The sequence below is a fragment of the Bacillus cereus group sp. N11 genome (genome assembly GCF_016483605.1).
In the GTDB taxonomy this organism is placed as follows: Bacteria; Bacillota; Bacilli; order Bacillales; family Bacillaceae_G; genus Bacillus_A; species Bacillus_A toyonensis.
Genome location: NZ_JAEHBN010000008.1, coordinates 180,052 through 196,497, shown reverse-complemented (window position 1 = coordinate 196,497; position 16,446 = coordinate 180,052). Strand labels below are relative to the sequence as shown.

The following is a 16,446-nucleotide window of genomic DNA, read 5'->3' as shown; positions in this document are numbered from 1 at the left end:
GGGAGACGTATGAAGAAAATAGTCTTTACAGGTGGCGGTTCGGCAGGGCATGTAACACCTAATTTAGCCATCATTCCATATTTACAAGAACAGCATTGGGATATCTCTTATATTGGTTCTCATCAAGGGATTGAGAAAGCGATTATAGAAAAAGAGGGCATTCCGTACTATAGTATTGCGAGTGGAAAGCTACGTCGTTATTTTGATTTGAAAAATATAAAAGATCCTTTTTTTGTAATGAAGGGGGTTATGGATGCGTATGTAAGAATTCGAAAACTAAAACCGGATGTAATTTTTTCAAAAGGTGGTTTCGTATCTGTACCAGTCGTAATTGGAGGATGGTTAAATAGAGTGCCAGTTTTATTGCATGAATCCGATATGACACCAGGACTAGCAAACAAAATTGCGCTCCGTTTTGCTTCGAAAATATTTGTTACATTTGAGGAAGCAGCGAAACATTTACCGAAAGAAAAAGTAATATATACGGGAGCTCCTGTACGTGAAGAAGTGCTAAAGGGAAATCGTGAAAAAGGTTTAGCGTTTTTAAGTTTTTCACGTAAAAAGCCGGTTATTACAATTATGGGTGGAAGTTTGGGTGCGAAGAAAATCAATGAAACAGTTCGAGAAGCGTTACCAAAACTTCTTAAAAAGTATCAAATTGTTCATCTTTGCGGAAAAGGTAATCTTGATGAAAGCTTACAAAATAAAGAAGGATATAAACAATTTGAATATATCCATGAGGAGTTACCAGACATATTAGCGGCAACAGATTTTGTTATTTCACGTGCGGGATCCAATGCAATCTTTGAGTTTTTAACATTAGAAAAGCCAATGGTTTTAATTCCCTTATCAAAATTTGCTAGTCGTGGAGATCAAATTTTAAATGCAGAATCCTTCGAAAAACAAGGTTATGCCTCAGTATTGTACGAAGAAGATGTTACTATGAATTCTCTTATAAAGCATGTCGAAGAGTTAGATCAAAATAATGAGGTGTATAAAAGGGCATTAAAGAAATACAATGGAGAAGAAGCGATTAAAACTATTATTAAACATATTTCAGAGGCATGATTATACAATCATGTCTTTTTTAATAGGATGAAAGATTCCAAGAATTGATATTTTTATGTTACAATAACAAATGGTTAGTAGGGAAATTCCAATTGATTAAGCGTGAAAATACGAATGGATTAGGAGTGACTGTGTTGGAGCTAAGTCTCTATGAAAATACTGCACTTATTATATGCTTTGTGTTGTACGTTGGTAGTGTGATTGTTTATATTTCAAGGAAATTTTCGCAAGAACGAGAGCTTGAAAAATCAGAAATAACAGCAGAACTAGAAATGTTAGCTGATGAAAGTTATAAAAAACAAAAAACAAAAGAAGACCATGAAGCAACCCATCATTTAAACGCAAATAAGTTCTAAAGATGGGGATTTTTTTTGATGTCGTTCTTTATTATATCTATAGCAAGTAACGCTAAAAGGAGTTTCCCCATACAGATTTAAAGGATGAACATAAATGAAATTTTATATAGCATCGGGATTTCAAAATAAACACATTGTTCGTTTTGTATCAGGCCAGTTAAAAGAAGCAGGATGGCACCATACATATGATTGGACAAAAAACGAAAGAGCAGTTAACCAAGAACAATTAAGAGAAATTGGTGAGGCGGAAAAGAATGCTATAAAGGAAGCCGATGTCTTTTTATTTATATTAGATGGTGGAAATGGAAGTCATACAGAGTTTGGAATGGCCATTGCACTAGAGAAAAAAATATATATGTATCATGAAGGAAATTCGCTGCAAACAACATTTTACCATTTGCCAGAAGTACATATTTTTGAAGGGGATGCAAAAGAGTTTGTAGCTCACGTTATGAATAATGTGGATGTTTAAAAGGTTATAAAGATAATCTTTTGGGTACAGTGATGATAAGGAAAGTATATAAAGGAGCTATATAATATGAAATTAGAAAATGGTTGGGAAACAAGTTTTTTAGAAGTGGTACAAAAGAGTGAATTTAAGAGAGATGCGCTTCTTAGTCAATTGCTTTTTGCAGATAGTGAAGAAGTAGAAGAGCTTACTGATGATTACGGATATGAAGAGATTATTGAACGCGAACATGATGATGAATTAGCAGAAATTTTAGGCGAAGAACTATTCAGTGAGATGGAGCGATACGTATTCTTATCTTCACAACCAGAAGAGAAACTGATTTCATTCGTAAATGGATTAGGTTTTCATGTGTTAGATTGGATCGTGCTTCTTGAAACAGAATTTGGTGTTGATAGTGCAAACTTTACATCAGATGCTGTGAAGATGTTAGAAAAGCGTTTCAGACAGTTTCCATACATAGAGGATAAGACGATTTTTGATATGACGTTTGGAGAAGCGATGGATGTATTAGAATCCATTACAGGATTACAACTGAAGGAAAAGATGAACGTATAATGAAAAAAGAACGTGAGGATATCACGTTCTTTTTTTTACATAATAATAATTTTATCATCTAGTTTTGTCTGCCCAGTAAGAAGTGCGTTTAAATATTCCACTTTTCTTATACAAGCTTGTATATGTCTTTCAACCTCTTGTAACTCTGCTTGATGATGTGTTTCAATTGGATGAATTTGTACGTTAAATTTTTCAAATTGACTACTATATGTTATTTCTGCATAGCCGCTCATAATATCCGTTTCGTTATGAAATAAAAATTGTTTCGTTTTGTCACAGAATGATACATCCTGAAAGCCATATACTTTTAATGCGTCAATTACTTTTTTTATTATTTTTGTATTCATTTTTTAACCCTCTTTACGAAGTTCTACTTTTATATTATAACATAAAAAATTACATAGAAAGCGCTTCCAAGTGTATTTTATTATAAACTTTACGTTTCAATCATAAAAATGAAACAAAGAAAAAATAATTGTAAAGAAGGAAGGACTCTTTTATTGTTTCGTCATATATATAGAGAAATAGTGCAATGAAAGGAAATTTTCCGAGGTGGAGATTGTATTTCCAATTTGAGCGCAGTAAAAGAGGTGAGAATCTTGAACTTTGATATTGTAGGGCAAAAAGCATATATAAAAGATGGACCGCATCGGAACCGAATTGGAATTGTAAAGAAAAACGAAGAACAATTAAAACCACACTTCGCTATTATAATTGGAGAACAAAGTATTGATGTCGAGCTAAAGGATATCGTGTTAGTTGGAGTGGACGTAGGACAATTTCATAAATGGTGCGAGCAGAATGGTTATTTGTGAAAAGGACGGGCTGTGAGATAATGAAATATATTTGAGAAAAGAGAATATGTTATTGTATTCTCTTTTTCTATGTGTAAGGAGACGGAAATGAAGTATAAAGAACGAGATTTTACATTGGAATTGAAAGAGAAAATTCAATGTATGGAAAAGGAGATAGAGCGAATATCACTTAAACTTTTTAGTGAGTATGCCCATTTATATATTGAGAAAAGTATGGAATTAGACATTGGATTCGAAAGAGAAAAAAAAGATCCCTTTGAAACGGGGTATTATTCATCAGTTTCTATGGCGATAGTAGATGAAGAAGGTGAGATGATTGACTTTTATATCATTCCAATTTGGAAATGCGAAAATATCTTTTTAGGAATGCTAACTCAATCAAGAATTTGGGGGAGTAAGAAAGTAGGAGAACTTGTTGATTATTCTTATTATGAGATTGAGGAGGAGTTAAAAGAGCAACTAGAAGAATGCTTGGAGTGATACTTTTCAAGATGGGATGTAAAAAAAGACGCTAACAGTTTTATGTTAGCGTCTTTTTCTTATTATGAAGCAATTTCACCAGTTTTTGTATCATCTTGATTGTACGTATCTTGATCTAATTCACCAAGCCATTTACTAGAAATAAGACCTGCTGTCATAGAACCACTTACGTTAAGGGCTGTACGGCCCATATCGATTAATGGTTCAACCGAGATAACAAGAGCGACAATGCCAATTGGTAAGTTCATTGTAGATAGTACGATTAACGCTGCGAATGTTGCACCGCCACCAACACCGGCAACACCGAATGAGCTAATAGCAACGACAGCGATTAAAGTTAAAATAAATTGTGGTTGTAACGGATCAATTCCTACAGTTGGAGCGACCATCATTGCAAGCATTGCTGGATAAATACCTGCGCAACCGTTTTGACCGATAGATACCCCGAATGAAGCTGCGAAGTTTGCAATCCCTTCGGAAATACCAAGCTTTTCTTTTTGCGCTTCAATATTTAATGGCATTGCACCAGCACTAGAGCGAGATGTGAATGCAAATGTTAATACAGGGAATACCTTTTTCAAATATTGAATTGGATTTAAACCAGATAGAGCAATTAATAATAAGTGAATAACGAACATTACGATAAGTGCTACGTAAGACGCTAACACGAAGTTACCAAGTTTTAAAATAGCATTTATATCGCTACCAGCAACTGTTTTTGCCATAAGAGCTAATACGCCGTATGGAGTAAGGCGTAAAATTAATGTTACCATACGCATTACGATTGCATATACAGCATCAAGCATCTTCTTAAATAACTCTGCTTGTTCTGGATATTTTCGTTTTACACCTATAAAGGCAATGCCGATAAAGGCTGCAAATATTACGACAGAAATTGTTGATGTTGGACGAGCACCTGTTAAATCAAGAAATGGATTTGTAGGTAATAGCTCTAATAATTTGTCTGGAATTGTTGTCTTTTCAATAGAAGTAAATCTTTCTTCAACTAGTTTCAGACGAGCAGATTCTGCATCACCTTGTTGTAGGCCTGTTGCTGATACATCAAATCCTGCACTTGCAGCGATTCCGACAGCTGCAGCAATTCCTGTAGTAAGAATTAAAATTCCGATAATAAGGCCACTGATTTTACCAAGATTTTTCGTTAATTGTAATTTTGTAAAGGCTGAAATAATAGATACTAAAATAAGTGGCATAACGATCATTTGAAGCAATTTCACATAACCGTTACCGATTAAGCCAAACCAAGTATTTGATTCAATAATTACTTTAGAAGTAGGCTCATAAATAAATTGTAATATAAGACCAAATAAAATTCCGACTCCTAAAGCAGTAAATACACGTTTATTAAAAGATACATGCTTACGTTGCATATAATATAATACGCCGACTAAAATGAGCATGACTGCAACGTTAATTCCGACAAGCAGTGTATTCATGTTGATTCCCCCTAATTCCAATCTGTTATATAGAATATAAGGTAATAAAACCTATAAGTCAACTAGGAAATTCCGCGATTAAAAAAAAGATGGCAAATTGCCATCTTTTAATGTCCAGCCCCAGGGACAAGTAAAAACGTCGTGTAGTATGTAAATCCTATGAAGAAAACAGTTAAGTAGGCCCCAAATACGTATATATACATACGCTCTGTTAATTTTAAATAACTTAAAAGTACGAAGAAACCTGTTTGTCCTAAAAATAGTAGTGCAGCCTGTTGCATATCCCCTACGTAAAACATAACCGAGAAAATTCCAGTCCAAAAGCCGAGAACGCGAAACATGCGCTCCATGCCATCTCCCTCCTTTTCTAGAAAAAGTAAACCTCTCCTCATTATAGTTTATTTTTCTTACTATTGTAAATATTCGTTCATATAAAAAGAAGCCAATTATAATTGGCTTCTTTTTATATGAGAAATTAAATTGTTAATTTATAATTACAAGATTTACATCCATCTAGTAGACTATCATTTCGTGTTAATTCCATGTTAGGGAATAGGATTTCAAAAATCCCTTTCATCATATCCCCATGCATATTACAAATTTCAGTTGGGTGATGAACAGCAACTTCTTTAAATGGACAATTGTGTACATCATAGAAAATTTTTGTTCCATCTGCACTTAATTCAAATGCAGGTGATAAACCAGCTGTTGAGAAAGCTTCTTTTGCAATTTGAACTTTTTGTTCTACTGTTAAGTCTTCTTCACTCACATTTAAGCGGTGCATATGTTGTTGCATTAATTCTGCTCCGAATTGTTTTCCTGTTTCGTATAGCGCTTTTTCACCAGCAGCTCCAAGGCTAAGGAGAGAATTGAACGCTATTTTTGCTAATAATTGATAATCACGGAATGGAAATTGCAATTGGATAACATCATCAGATAATACATATAATCTGCTTGGTCTTCCACCCTTTCCAGTTTTCTTTGTTTCAGATTTAAGCATATGAACATCTTCTAATTTAGATAAATGTAAGCGTGCTACGTTTGGATGAATGTCAAACTCATCTGCAATTTCTTGTACAGTTACGTAACTATGTTTTTGAGAAATATATTTATAAATGTAATAACGAGTTGGGTCAGATAATACACCTGTAATTTTTAAAGCTTGTTCCATGAGGATCTCCACCTTTATCACTTTATCCAAGATAATAACATTATAATACAGATAAACTTCCATATAGGTAATTTCAGACAATAATTCGGAAATTGTTCATAATTTCACAAACATAATTTTCCTTTTTATTCTGATGAAAATACAAAAGTCCCAATTTTTATTGTGCATTTTTTCATGCTATATACATAGTGAGGAGGGAAAATGATGAATGGAATTGAAATTTTTGCGAATACAATTTTGAAAGAAGCGTGTAGGGTACAAGCATCGGACTTACATATTGTGCCCCGGCAGAAGGATGTAGCGGTTCAGCTACGTATAGGAAAAGATTTAATTACGAAACAATGTATTGAAAAGGAGTTTGGAGAAAAACTTGTTTCGCACTTTAAATTTTTGGCATCCATGGATATAGGAGAGAGGCGGAAGCCACAAAATGGTTCATTGTATTTACAAATTGATGGACAAGAAGTGTATTTACGTCTTTCAACACTTCCGACTGTATATCGAGAAAGTCTCGTGATTCGCCTTCATTTACAAGCATCTGTGCAGCCGTTATCTCATCTTTCGTTATTTCCAAGTACGGCGGAAAAACTCCTCTCTTTTTTACGTTATTCACATGGTCTACTCGTATTTACTGGACCGACTGGTTCTGGGAAGACAACGACAATGTATGCATTATTAGAGGTAATTAGAAAAAGGAAAACACGTCGAATTGTAACACTTGAAGACCCAGTTGAAAAAAGAAAAGACGATTTATTACAAATTCAAATAAACGAAAAAGCAGGTATCACATATGAGGCTGGACTAAAGGCTATTTTACGCCATGATCCAGATATTATATTAGTTGGTGAAATCCGAGATGAACAAACAGCAAAAATAGCTGTAAGAGCAAGTTTAACTGGACATTTAGTAATGACGACCCTGCATACGAATGATGCGAAAGGAGCGATACTCAGATTTATGGATTATGGCATAACGAGGCAAGAAATTGAACAATCTTTATTGGCTGTAGCTGCACAGCGACTTGTTGAATTAAAGTGTCCATTTTGCAGAGGAAAGTGCTCAATTTTATGTAAATCAATGCGGCAAGTAAGACAAGCAAGCGTTTACGAGTTGTTAGATGGATATGATTTGCAACAAGCGATTAAAGAAGCGAACGGAGAATGTGTTACGTACAAACATGAAACATTAGAATCTTCGATACGAAAAGGGTATGCTTTAGGATTTTTAGAAGAAGATGTTTATGTTTAAGAAAACATGGAGTTTAAGTGAGCAATTAGTATTGTTGAAACGATTAGGAGAACTATTAGAAAAAGGATACTCCCTTTTGCAGGCACTAGAATTTTTACGATTTCAATTACCCATAGAAAAGAAAGTACAATTACAGCATATGATTGAGGGATTAAAAGAGGGGAGAAGTCTACACGATTCATTTCATCAATTAATGTTTCATCAGGAGATGTTAAGTTATTTATTTTATGCTGAGAAACATGGTGATATTTCTTTTGCATTGCAACAAGGGAGCGCACTTCTTTATAAGAAGGATAAGTATAGGAAAGATATGATGAAAATAATGCAGTATCCTATGCTATTAGCATTCTTTTTAATGATTATGCTTGCTGTTTTCAATCTCATCTTATTACCGCAGGTTGAAATGGTGTATAGTTCATTTGGTTCTACAGTGCCGCTATTTACAGAACAAATTTTAAGTGCAATTAAACGAATACCTTACATTATTATTAGCGGTATTCTTATCTTTATTATTGGATGTAGCGTATATTTGTTTTATTTTCGGAAACTCCCACATATTGAACAGGTAAAAATCATGCTTCGTATTCCTGTCATAAAAGTATTTCTTATTTTAAAGCATTCGCATTATTTCTCCACTCAATTGAGTGGTTTATTGTACGGCGGACTATCGGTGCTCGAAGCACTCACAATAATGATGGAGCAAAAATATAATCGATTTTTTCAGTATGAAGCGGCCCGAATTGAACGGCAATTAATTGCAGGAGAATCGTTACAATCTATCATTGCTAAAAGTGGTTATTACGAAAAAGAACTTTCTTATATTATTAGGCATGGACAAGCAAACGGTAATTTGGCAGTTGAATTAGAGGACTATAGCGATCTTGTTATAGAAAAGATGGAACAAAAAATGAAACGTATGTTAGTTATCATTCAACCGATTTTATTTACATGCATTGGAGGAATAGTTGTTCTTATGTATTTAGCGATGATTATGCCGATGTTTCAAATGATGAATTCCATTTAGGAGGCATTTACATGCAGAATGAGGAAGGATTTACTCTGTTAGAGATGTTATTAGTTATGGTTGTTATAACTGTATTATTACTATTAATTATTCCGAATGTAGTGAAGCAGCGCTCATCAGTTCAAGGAAAAGGATGCGCAGCCTATGTGAAATCTATAGAAGCGCAAATACAGGTATATCAATTACAGCATAATAAAATTCCTTCGTTAAAAGAGCTAAGTGACGAAAAATATATTACAACTCATAAGTGTCCGAATGGTGAATCTATTCATATTTCAGATGATGGCACAGTATCAATCGGGACATTGTGAAACAAAAAGGATTTACTCTTTTAGAAATGTTGCTCGTTTTATTTGTAATTTCTGTCTTAAGTATGATTACGTATTTTAATGTTCATTCATTATATGAAAAACAAAAAGTCGAACAATTTTTGAGCCAATTTTCAAATGATATTTTGTATATGCAACAATTAGCGATAAATCGTCAGAAATACTATACGCTACGGTGGTATAAAGAGAAAAACACGTATTACATTGAGGAGTCGGGTACGAATCATTTTATTGTGTCGAGAGACTATGGTAACGATATACAAATTGATTTGCATACATTTCCAAATCCGATGACATATAATCCGAGCGGAAATATTAATAGAGGTGGTACAATTTTACTTTCGTATCGAAGTTATAAATATGAGATTGTATTTCAGCTCGGAAGAGGGAGATTTACGTATCATGAAATATCAAAAAGGATCCATAATGGCTGAAATGCTTGTATCGTTAAGCATACTAATGATGGCGGTATCGGTACTACTGCCGCAAACAGTATTGGTCATGCAAGAAAGAAAAAATATACAACTCCGCTATAAGGCATTCGTATTATTAAAAAAAGAAGCAGCTTTATATATGTATGAGAATGAGGAAATGCGAGTAAAAGAAAAAATTATAAACGAACTTGTATATTACACATATTGGGGAGGAAGTGAAGTGTGTACTATGTGGAAAGATGTGAAGGGAAGAATGATGGAACAATGTTTTTATGTGGGAGGAAAAATAAATTAGAAGTTGGATTTACATTAATAGAAATGATCGTATGTTTGTTTCTAGTATCACTGTTCTTTTTACTTTTACCGAGTCTTCATTTTATCGGAATGGAGAATAAACACTCAAAAGGATTAAATGAGTGGGAGTGGGATGTGTTTTTAGGCCAAGTACAACTGGAGTTTCGTGAGGTATCGTTTGGGGAACATATAATGGCCCTTGAAAATAAAGGTAGTATTTTACGCTTCCGTTTGCGTAATGGGGATGAAGTGATATATGAAAAAGTGAATAATCATCTTATAAGAAAAGTGAATATGCGTGGAAGGGAAGTTATATTACAAAAGGTTGGCAATGTTTCGTACAAACTAACACCTCATGTGCTCTTTATAAATATGAAAGATACTAGTGGGAAAATACATGAAGGTGTAGTTGTAAGATATAGCGAAATGGAAATAAAGGAATGAAAAAACAAGATGGATTTACAATGCCAGCAACAATCATTTTTTTAATTTTATTAACCTCTTTTTTTGTATACGAAACGAATATGTTGCTTTCTGATAAAAAATTTTATACTGAAATAGAGCAAAAATTTTTAGTGGAAGAGTTGATTAATCGAGCTATTGCAGATATAAAAGTAGACTTACAGAAAACAGAAAGAGATGGTACCTTTTTCTTTCCATATACAAAGGGAAAAGTGAGTGGAAAGTACGAATTTGAAAATGATATGATTCTCGTTTCTTTGCAGTGCGAGACAAAACAAAGAATTTTCTATACGGTGAGCTTTCGGTATAGAAAAAATGATGAGAAAATATTTGATTGGATAGAAGGATGACAGGTAAAGTATGCTGAGTAAAACCATGAATTTCCATTGTGAAGAGCTTCAATTTCTTTTGGGAAATGGATAAATATAACGATCAAAAGTTTAAATTTTCTCAAAAAAGAGAAAGGTAGAAAGAATATGATATATTCATGCTATCCAATCATTTTTTTTAGGGAGAATAGGGAAATGACAAATAACAATCAAATAGGTGAAAATAAAGAACAAACTATTTTTGATCATAAAGGAAATACGATTATGACAGAAGATAGGGAAATACAAATTATTTCGAAATTCGAAGAACCTCTTATCGTCGTATTAGGAAATGTAATAAGTGACGAAGAATGCGACGAATTAATTGAAATGTCTAAAAATAAAATAAAACGTTCTACAATTGGTTCAGCACGTGATGTAAATGATATCCGAACAAGTAGCGGCGCATTTTTGGAAGAGAATGAACTTACTTCGAAGATTGAAAAACGTATTTCATCTATCATGAATGTTCCGGTGACGCATGGAGAAGGATTGCACATTTTAAATTATGAAGTGGATCAACAATATAAAGCGCACTATGATTATTTTGCGGAACATAGTAGATCAGCTGCTAATAATCGTATTAGCACGCTTGTAATGTACTTAAATGATGTAGAAGAAGGCGGAGAAACGTTCTTCCCGAAATTAAATCTTTCTGTACACCCTAGAAAGGGAATGGCAGTATACTTTGAGTATTTTTATCAAGATCAATCACTAAATGAGCTTACGTTACACGGAGGGGCACCTGTAACGAAAGGCGAGAAATGGATTGCAACGCAGTGGGTGAGAAGAGGTACTTATAGGTAAAAGCGAGTATGTTACGTTTTGTTCTTCTTAGTATAAGAAGAACAAAACGTTTTTTTATTAAACAAAGTAGCATCTTTCGTTATAATAATAATTAATACATGACGATTGAGAGGACAGAAAATGAAATCTATATACATAACCGGCTATATGGGAGCTGGGAAAACAACAATTGGAAAAGCGTTAAGTAAAGAACTGCAAATGGATGTTGTAGATACAGATCAAAAAATCGAAGAGAAGCAAGAGAAGGCAATTCAAAATATTTTTGCAGAAGAAGGCGAAATAACTTTTCGAGAATATGAAAGTGAGATGTTACGTTCACTACCAGTTCATAATGCAATCATTACAACTGGTGGAGGGATTATTGAGCGAGTGGAAAATCGAAAGTGGATGAAAGAGAACGGGACTGTCGTGTATTTATATTGTGATCCGCATGTAATTGCAGAAAGGCTTCGTGAAGATACGACACGTCCACTATTTCAGAAGAAAGATATAGAGGCATTTGTAACGAAATTCGAATCGCGCCGAGCGTATTATGAAGAGGCACATATTCATATCGACACGACAAATAAGTCAGTAAAGCAAATTATGAATGAATTAAAGGAAAAGATTAATGAATAAAAAAGTGGACATACTAATCAAGTAGAGGTGATGATAATATGTCTACTAATGATTATGTTCGCTTTGTGACGCAGCAGTTTGTGTCATATATGGATGCACCAAAAGAAGATCGTAAACAAAAGAAAGAACAACGCCGCTCTGAAAAAGAGCCATTTTTAAATAAATGGTTTGGTGTTATGCCGCTTAGTGCAGCTTTATTTTATCGAAACGTAAAAAATAAAAGGAAAAAATCAAGTTAACTTTTAGTCATATGCCTAGCAAAATGAAAATCCCCTAGTAGCGTTATATACTAGGGGATTTTCATTTACTGTACGGATTCTTTTTCCTCAGTAACCGCATGTATTTTATTGTTCACCCATACGAACCCTATTCCGATGCAAATTGAAATGCCCCAGCCGACAGCAGTCATAATCGCTCTCATTTCACCGTAGCCATCTACACCGAAAACGGAGATGAAATAAATTTTTAAAAAGCTTTTTAATATAAATTGAAGCCCGAAAAATAGCGTTAAATATTGTAGTGCTGGATATATACGACTATCACGATACAGTTCACGACTTTTATCACGGTCATGCCCTTGTAGTGCTGCAATATCTGCTGCGAAATATAACATAAGTGGTTTTTTTATAAAAATTGTACATATGACGATAATACCGAGTACGATGTGATAATACGCATCGTTCCACAACATTCGTTCAGCTGATCCAGATAATAAATCTACCGTCGTATTAGAAATGAGTGTAATTAAAATAAAGAATCCTGTCACGTTAAACTGCTTTTCTTTTTTAAAGGTATACAGTGTATAAATAATCCCCGGAACAGAGGAAATTAACATCGCGTAATAAGGATCAATATAAGGTTTTGCAAATTTCCAAATGAGGAATGGGATTACGAGATAAAAGACAAGATCTAATATAGCTTTTTTATTTTGATTCATACAAATCCTCCTTAAGTCATACATATATTTTATAATATAATTTCTGAAAATTGTATAAGGTTTGATTGGAAAAGAAAAAATATATCAATTTTTGAGGGATTAGTAGATTGAAAAAATTGCCCCTAGCGTAGTAAGTTTTTTTAGTATATAATAAAGGAAACGCTTTCATTTTGGTTTGTTCACAAAATGGACGGAAAATCACATATGTACTATCGATATGTTGCTTTATAATGAAACTAATTAAATATACGTGCATACAATATTGTGAAATAAATAACATAAATAAAATATATAAATGTAAACGTTATCAAAGAGAGAGGTGGAAACAATGAGTAAATTTTTCTTCAATCATAATCCAGCAACAGTAGAGGATGGAAGGCTTGTTAAGTATGCTGAAATTATTTATGGAGAAGGTGGCCGTTCTGTATTAGAAAATTTAATGGTGAAGGCATCTATCAGATTGCGCGATCGTTATCCGAATAAATCTGACGAACAGATCTCGAACCTCGTAAATAAAGGCATCCATGATATGTTTCAAAAATATGTGAGTGAGTAAGAGTAGCCAATGGCTGCTCTTATTTTTTTGTATAAGGATTGTAACTCTAGCTGAAAATAAACATGTGTTTTGAAAAACGTAAAAAGGAGTGGGAAAGATGAGCAATGGAATTGGACGTTCGAAAGAAAACCTTCCAACTGATGCAAATCATGTGAGCGCAAAGGATCGTGCACAGCAGAAACGTATGGCACAGAAAAAACAGCAAGAGCGTAGTGACGATAGCGAGTAGGATAGAAAATAAATAAAAAAAAAGCTCCTTCTAAAAACGGAAGGAGCTTTTTTAAGATAGAAAATGATTAGCGGTAACATAAAAGAGGCCACCGTTAATAATTTGCACTGTAATACGTGGTTCATATTGTTCTTGCAAGGCTTGTTTTTCAATTTCATAGCTTTCAGGAAGTTCATCACTATCTTCATAAAAACGATTTAAAAGATCTAAATCGTGATTCCAACGTACCCTCGCTTCTTTCGCCCACGCATGATCATCTTCTGCAATTATATTTTTTAAAGCGTCCTCTATACGTTGTAAGCCGCTTTGAGGCTTAATGATAGGAGAGAGCGTAAAACAAAAGTCAGGTATTTTCGGTGTAAGTTTAATGTTAGTTAATGTTTCATGAAAATTTGCCATCATTGTTCCAGAGATGAGATGAATACCAATGGAATGAAGGATGTCTTTTTTTCGATCACATTGATAAGACACTTTTATATTTACACCGAGCCAAGGATGGAGCGGTGTATGCGTTGCCCCGTTATGCTTTATTTCCTCATATAAACGTATGTAAGAGCCTAATTCTTTCGTTGTCTGGAAAATTTGATGTAGTCGTGGTGAACCGTAGTGAATAAGTTCGCCATCGTTTTCTTCATTTTCTGGATTTGTAATAAGAGTAAGGCGCATCGGATTCGGTACGCCTCCTGTTTTTTCAAGATAGTGCCAATAGAAAGGGCGGTTCATTAATAATTTATCCATCTCAATTGTTAACTGCACATCTAATAGGTGAGGGGAACATCCTAAAATTTCGCAGTTATTCGCCTCAAAGAAATTGTTTAAGTAATTATGGATTTCATGTTGCTGCATAGCCTTGCACCTCAGCTTCATTTCGCTTCGCAAAGTCGATAATAGATGTTAAGTTTTCCATCTTAATTCGAATTTCTCCTTCGCTTTTTGATTGCGCAAAAATTTCTTGAATATGCGCATCGATGTTTTTCATATTAATTCTTGTTAAAATTTCATCGAGTTCACCGATAACACGCTCAAATAAATTTATTTTTTCATATAACAGTTTCAAAATGTGTTCTTCAACAGTATGCTTTGTAGCTAAGTTATAAATATGAACATCATTTTTTTGACCAAGACGGTGAATACGTCCAATTCTTTGTTCAAGACGCATTGGGTTCCATGGCAAATCATAATTGATCATATGGCTACAAAACTGTAAGTTAATTCCTTCTCCGCCAGCTTCCGTTGCAATTAATACTTGCGCGTGTTTTTGGAAAAGTTCCTTCATCCAATCTTTTTTCCCACGTTTAAATCCACCGCGGAACGGAACGGAAGAAATGCCGTGCTGCTGTAAAAACCATTGTAAGTACATTTGTGACGCTCGATATTCCGTGAAGATGACGACTTTATCGTCAATTTCTTTTATAAGCTCAAGAGCTTTATTTGCTTTTGAGTTGAATGGAATATGATTAATATTGTCCATTAGCACATCAATATATGGATCTTTTATATATTGTTCATTTTCTTTCTGACGTTTTTCTACATGCTTTTTTAATGAATAGTACACAGCTTCACGGCTACTACATGCCTCGCGTTTTAATGTTAAGGATGAGAAAGCAGATGTGAAGGCATCTCGTCCTCCCCAGTGTTCAATTGCATTATATAAAGCTTGCTCTTCTTTATTAAACTCTACAAAAATTGTACGTACATGCCTCTTCGGCCAATCAATTCCGGTATTATGACGTCTATTTCGGACCATTACTTTGTTAATGAGAGCTTTTAAGTCTTCATCTGATTCGGCTGAACGATTTTTTGAAGCGTAGTATTCTTCAAAGTTGGATTGATTGCCCAAATGTCCTGGTTTTAATAAAGAAACAAGGTTGAAAATTTCATCAATCTTGTTTTGAACAGGAGTAGCTGTTAGTAATAAACAAAACTTCTTTTTTAATCGCTGTGCAAATTCATAGTTTTTTGTTTTATTATTTTTTAGTTTATGTGCTTCATCGATAATAATAAGATCATATTCTAAGTTCAAAACGATATCGCGATGTGGTGAACGTTTTGCAGTATCAATTGATGATACGATCACGTCAGCTTGCTCCCACGAGTAGCTTTTCTTTTGAGCTACAGCTGGAATGAAAAACTTTGTATTTAGTTCGTATGCCCATTGTGACACGAGAGAGGCTGGGACGAGTATGAGTACTTTTTTCACAAGCCCACGCACCATATATTCTTTTAAAATAAGTCCAGCTTCAATTGTTTTTCCAAGCCCTACTTCGTCGGCTAGTATCGCTTTACCGTTCATTTGTTCAATAACATTTTGAGCGACTTCTAATTGATGAGGAAGCGGTGTGAAATGGGATAAGTGCTTCGGTGCTTGTAGTCCATCGAAAGTAGGAACAAGTAACGATTTTTCTGTTTCATAAGCTAAATGGTATAAATCCCAGTTTGTCCAAGGACCATCTTCTTCAATTCTATTTAAAAAATTGTTTTGCCACGTCCGATCTACGGAAATATCAACATTCATTACGACTCTCCCACCTTTTATAAGTTAAAGTAATTATTTTTTACATGTATAATGATTCGCCTTGAAAGAAGGCTTTGTTATCGTTATTAAAGGCTATATGATAGACAATAATAAGCATTAAATCTCAAAAGTTGTATTTAGTAAGATTAAGAATGAAAAATTCTAAATTATTTTTTATGCTAGAATATTGATGAAATATAGCGAATGATGTTAGGATAATGGTGTGAAATGTGTGGAATCTTTCGTATTTT

Annotated in this window: 25 protein-coding genes and 1 pseudogene; 18 read left to right on the top strand and 8 right to left on the bottom strand. The window is 34.0% G+C overall.

Annotation, left to right across the window (positions count from 1 at the left end; translation table 11 throughout):
- Positions 1 to 9: 9 nt before the first annotated feature.
- From JDS98_RS15540 to JDS98_RS15525, 4 genes are all read left to right on the top strand, one after another.
- Positions 10 to 1,068: an undecaprenyldiphospho-muramoylpentapeptide beta-N-acetylglucosaminyltransferase gene (locus tag JDS98_RS15540; RefSeq protein WP_098227149.1), complete on the top strand. Its 1,059-nt coding sequence runs from the start codon at positions 10 to 12 to the stop codon at positions 1,066 to 1,068.
- A 95-nt stretch (positions 1,069 to 1,163) separates the two neighbouring features.
- Positions 1,164 to 1,424: a DUF3966 domain-containing protein gene (locus JDS98_RS15535; protein ID WP_079996683.1), complete on the top strand. Its 261-nt coding sequence runs from the start codon at positions 1,164 to 1,166 to the stop codon at positions 1,422 to 1,424.
- Positions 1,425 to 1,518: 94 nt separating this feature from the next.
- Positions 1,519 to 1,896, top strand: coding sequence for a nucleoside 2-deoxyribosyltransferase (locus JDS98_RS15530; protein WP_199634022.1), 378 nt, complete (start codon positions 1,519 to 1,521; stop codon positions 1,894 to 1,896).
- Positions 1,897 to 1,962: 66 nt separating this feature from the next.
- Complete coding sequence (locus tag JDS98_RS15525) at positions 1,963 to 2,451, top strand: hypothetical protein (protein WP_000764254.1); 489 nt, start codon at positions 1,963 to 1,965, stop codon at positions 2,449 to 2,451.
- A 35-nt stretch (positions 2,452 to 2,486) separates the two neighbouring features.
- On the opposite strand, the gene JDS98_RS15520 is transcribed toward JDS98_RS15525, so the two are convergent.
- Positions 2,487 to 2,798, bottom strand: coding sequence for a hypothetical protein (locus JDS98_RS15520; protein WP_001092833.1), 312 nt, complete (start codon positions 2,796 to 2,798; stop codon positions 2,487 to 2,489).
- A 252-nt stretch (positions 2,799 to 3,050) separates the two neighbouring features.
- On the opposite strand from JDS98_RS15520, the gene JDS98_RS15515 reads away from it, so the two are divergent.
- Positions 3,051 to 3,266 carry a DUF3912 family protein gene (locus JDS98_RS15515; RefSeq protein ID WP_001008324.1) on the top strand — a complete coding sequence of 72 codons (216 nt, stop codon included), beginning with the start codon at positions 3,051 to 3,053 and terminating at the stop codon, positions 3,264 to 3,266.
- A gap of 87 nt (positions 3,267 to 3,353) precedes the next feature.
- On the top strand, positions 3,354 to 3,746 hold the full coding sequence (locus JDS98_RS15510) for a hypothetical protein (protein ID WP_199634021.1): 393 nt from the start codon (positions 3,354 to 3,356) through the stop codon (positions 3,744 to 3,746).
- Between the two features lie 62 nt (positions 3,747 to 3,808).
- Here JDS98_RS15510 and JDS98_RS15505 read toward each other — a convergent pair whose 3' ends face one another.
- From JDS98_RS15505 to JDS98_RS15495, 3 genes are all read right to left on the bottom strand, one after another.
- Positions 3,809 to 5,203 carry an L-cystine transporter gene (locus tag JDS98_RS15505; protein ID WP_001094345.1) on the bottom strand — a complete coding sequence of 465 codons (1,395 nt, stop codon included), beginning with the start codon at positions 5,201 to 5,203 and terminating at the stop codon, positions 3,809 to 3,811.
- A gap of 107 nt (positions 5,204 to 5,310) precedes the next feature.
- Positions 5,311 to 5,553 carry a DUF2626 domain-containing protein gene (locus JDS98_RS15500; protein ID WP_000440717.1) on the bottom strand — a complete coding sequence of 81 codons (243 nt, stop codon included), beginning with the start codon at positions 5,551 to 5,553 and terminating at the stop codon, positions 5,311 to 5,313.
- A gap of 125 nt (positions 5,554 to 5,678) precedes the next feature.
- Positions 5,679 to 6,374 carry a helix-turn-helix transcriptional regulator gene (locus JDS98_RS15495; RefSeq protein WP_000434114.1) on the bottom strand — a complete coding sequence of 232 codons (696 nt, stop codon included), beginning with the start codon at positions 6,372 to 6,374 and terminating at the stop codon, positions 5,679 to 5,681.
- 204 nt (positions 6,375 to 6,578) lie between these two features.
- Between JDS98_RS15495 and comGA the strand changes: the two genes are divergently transcribed.
- The 10 genes from comGA to JDS98_RS15445 all read left to right on the top strand — a co-directional run bounded on the left by comGA (position 6,579) and on the right by JDS98_RS15445 (position 12,197).
- Positions 6,579 to 7,622, top strand: coding sequence for a competence type IV pilus ATPase ComGA (gene comGA / locus JDS98_RS15490; protein WP_199632674.1), 1,044 nt, complete (start codon positions 6,579 to 6,581; stop codon positions 7,620 to 7,622).
- A complete protein-coding gene (gene comGB / locus JDS98_RS15485; RefSeq protein WP_274605742.1) occupies positions 7,609 to 8,646 on the top strand; it encodes a competence type IV pilus assembly protein ComGB in 1,038 nt (345 codons plus the stop codon). Before comGA ends, comGB begins: the two co-directional genes overlap by 14 nt.
- 11 nt (positions 8,647 to 8,657) lie before the next feature.
- A complete protein-coding gene (gene comGC, locus JDS98_RS15480; RefSeq protein WP_001178691.1) occupies positions 8,658 to 8,957 on the top strand; it encodes a competence type IV pilus major pilin ComGC in 300 nt (99 codons plus the stop codon).
- Positions 8,954 to 9,409 carry a competence type IV pilus minor pilin ComGD gene (comGD, locus tag JDS98_RS15475; protein ID WP_098137348.1) on the top strand — a complete coding sequence of 152 codons (456 nt, stop codon included), beginning with the start codon at positions 8,954 to 8,956 and terminating at the stop codon, positions 9,407 to 9,409. The genes comGC and comGD overlap by 4 nt, the downstream gene beginning before the upstream one ends.
- Positions 9,402 to 9,704: a hypothetical protein gene (locus JDS98_RS15470; RefSeq protein WP_000829525.1), complete on the top strand. Its 303-nt coding sequence runs from the start codon at positions 9,402 to 9,404 to the stop codon at positions 9,702 to 9,704. The genes comGD and JDS98_RS15470 overlap by 8 nt, the downstream gene beginning before the upstream one ends.
- Positions 9,674 to 10,147 carry a competence type IV pilus minor pilin ComGF gene (gene comGF / locus JDS98_RS15465; RefSeq protein WP_000477948.1) on the top strand — a complete coding sequence of 158 codons (474 nt, stop codon included), beginning with the start codon at positions 9,674 to 9,676 and terminating at the stop codon, positions 10,145 to 10,147. Before JDS98_RS15470 ends, comGF begins: the two co-directional genes overlap by 31 nt.
- Positions 10,144 to 10,515 carry a competence type IV pilus minor pilin ComGG gene (gene comGG / locus JDS98_RS15460; RefSeq protein WP_000743703.1) on the top strand — a complete coding sequence of 124 codons (372 nt, stop codon included), beginning with the start codon at positions 10,144 to 10,146 and terminating at the stop codon, positions 10,513 to 10,515. The genes comGF and comGG overlap by 4 nt, the downstream gene beginning before the upstream one ends.
- A gap of 174 nt (positions 10,516 to 10,689) precedes the next feature.
- Complete coding sequence (locus tag JDS98_RS15455; RefSeq protein ID WP_098911397.1) at positions 10,690 to 11,340, top strand: 2OG-Fe(II) oxygenase; 651 nt, start codon at positions 10,690 to 10,692, stop codon at positions 11,338 to 11,340.
- 120 nt (positions 11,341 to 11,460) lie between these two features.
- Complete coding sequence (locus JDS98_RS15450) at positions 11,461 to 11,958, top strand: shikimate kinase (protein ID WP_199634019.1); 498 nt, start codon at positions 11,461 to 11,463, stop codon at positions 11,956 to 11,958.
- Between the two features lie 38 nt (positions 11,959 to 11,996).
- Positions 11,997 to 12,197, top strand: a complete 201-nt coding sequence (locus JDS98_RS15445; RefSeq protein ID WP_000106086.1) for a YqzE family protein — start codon at positions 11,997 to 11,999, stop codon at positions 12,195 to 12,197.
- Positions 12,198 to 12,262: 65 nt separating this feature from the next.
- Here JDS98_RS15445 and JDS98_RS15440 read toward each other — a convergent pair whose 3' ends face one another.
- Complete coding sequence (locus JDS98_RS15440) at positions 12,263 to 12,895, bottom strand: VC0807 family protein (RefSeq protein ID WP_001073100.1); 633 nt, start codon at positions 12,893 to 12,895, stop codon at positions 12,263 to 12,265.
- A gap of 140 nt (positions 12,896 to 13,035) precedes the next feature.
- Positions 13,036 to 13,151: pseudogene (locus tag JDS98_RS30270) on the bottom strand (GTP pyrophosphokinase).
- Positions 13,152 to 13,223: 72 nt separating this feature from the next.
- On the opposite strand from JDS98_RS30270, the gene JDS98_RS15435 reads away from it, so the two are divergent.
- Together JDS98_RS15435 and JDS98_RS30480 are read left to right on the top strand one after the other, a co-directional pair.
- Positions 13,224 to 13,451 carry a hypothetical protein gene (locus JDS98_RS15435; RefSeq protein ID WP_000032702.1) on the top strand — a complete coding sequence of 76 codons (228 nt, stop codon included), beginning with the start codon at positions 13,224 to 13,226 and terminating at the stop codon, positions 13,449 to 13,451.
- Positions 13,452 to 13,548: 97 nt separating this feature from the next.
- Positions 13,549 to 13,680: a hypothetical protein gene (locus tag JDS98_RS30480; protein WP_000064664.1), complete on the top strand. Its 132-nt coding sequence runs from the start codon at positions 13,549 to 13,551 to the stop codon at positions 13,678 to 13,680.
- A gap of 51 nt (positions 13,681 to 13,731) precedes the next feature.
- Here JDS98_RS30480 and JDS98_RS15430 read toward each other — a convergent pair whose 3' ends face one another.
- Positions 13,732 to 14,526, bottom strand: a complete 795-nt coding sequence (locus JDS98_RS15430) for a YqhG family protein (RefSeq protein WP_199634018.1) — start codon at positions 14,524 to 14,526, stop codon at positions 13,732 to 13,734.
- Positions 14,513 to 16,195, bottom strand: coding sequence for a DEAD/DEAH box helicase (locus JDS98_RS15425; RefSeq protein ID WP_001100044.1), 1,683 nt, complete (start codon positions 16,193 to 16,195; stop codon positions 14,513 to 14,515). The genes JDS98_RS15430 and JDS98_RS15425 overlap by 14 nt, the downstream gene beginning before the upstream one ends.
- Between the last annotated feature and the right edge of the window lie 251 nt (positions 16,196 to 16,446).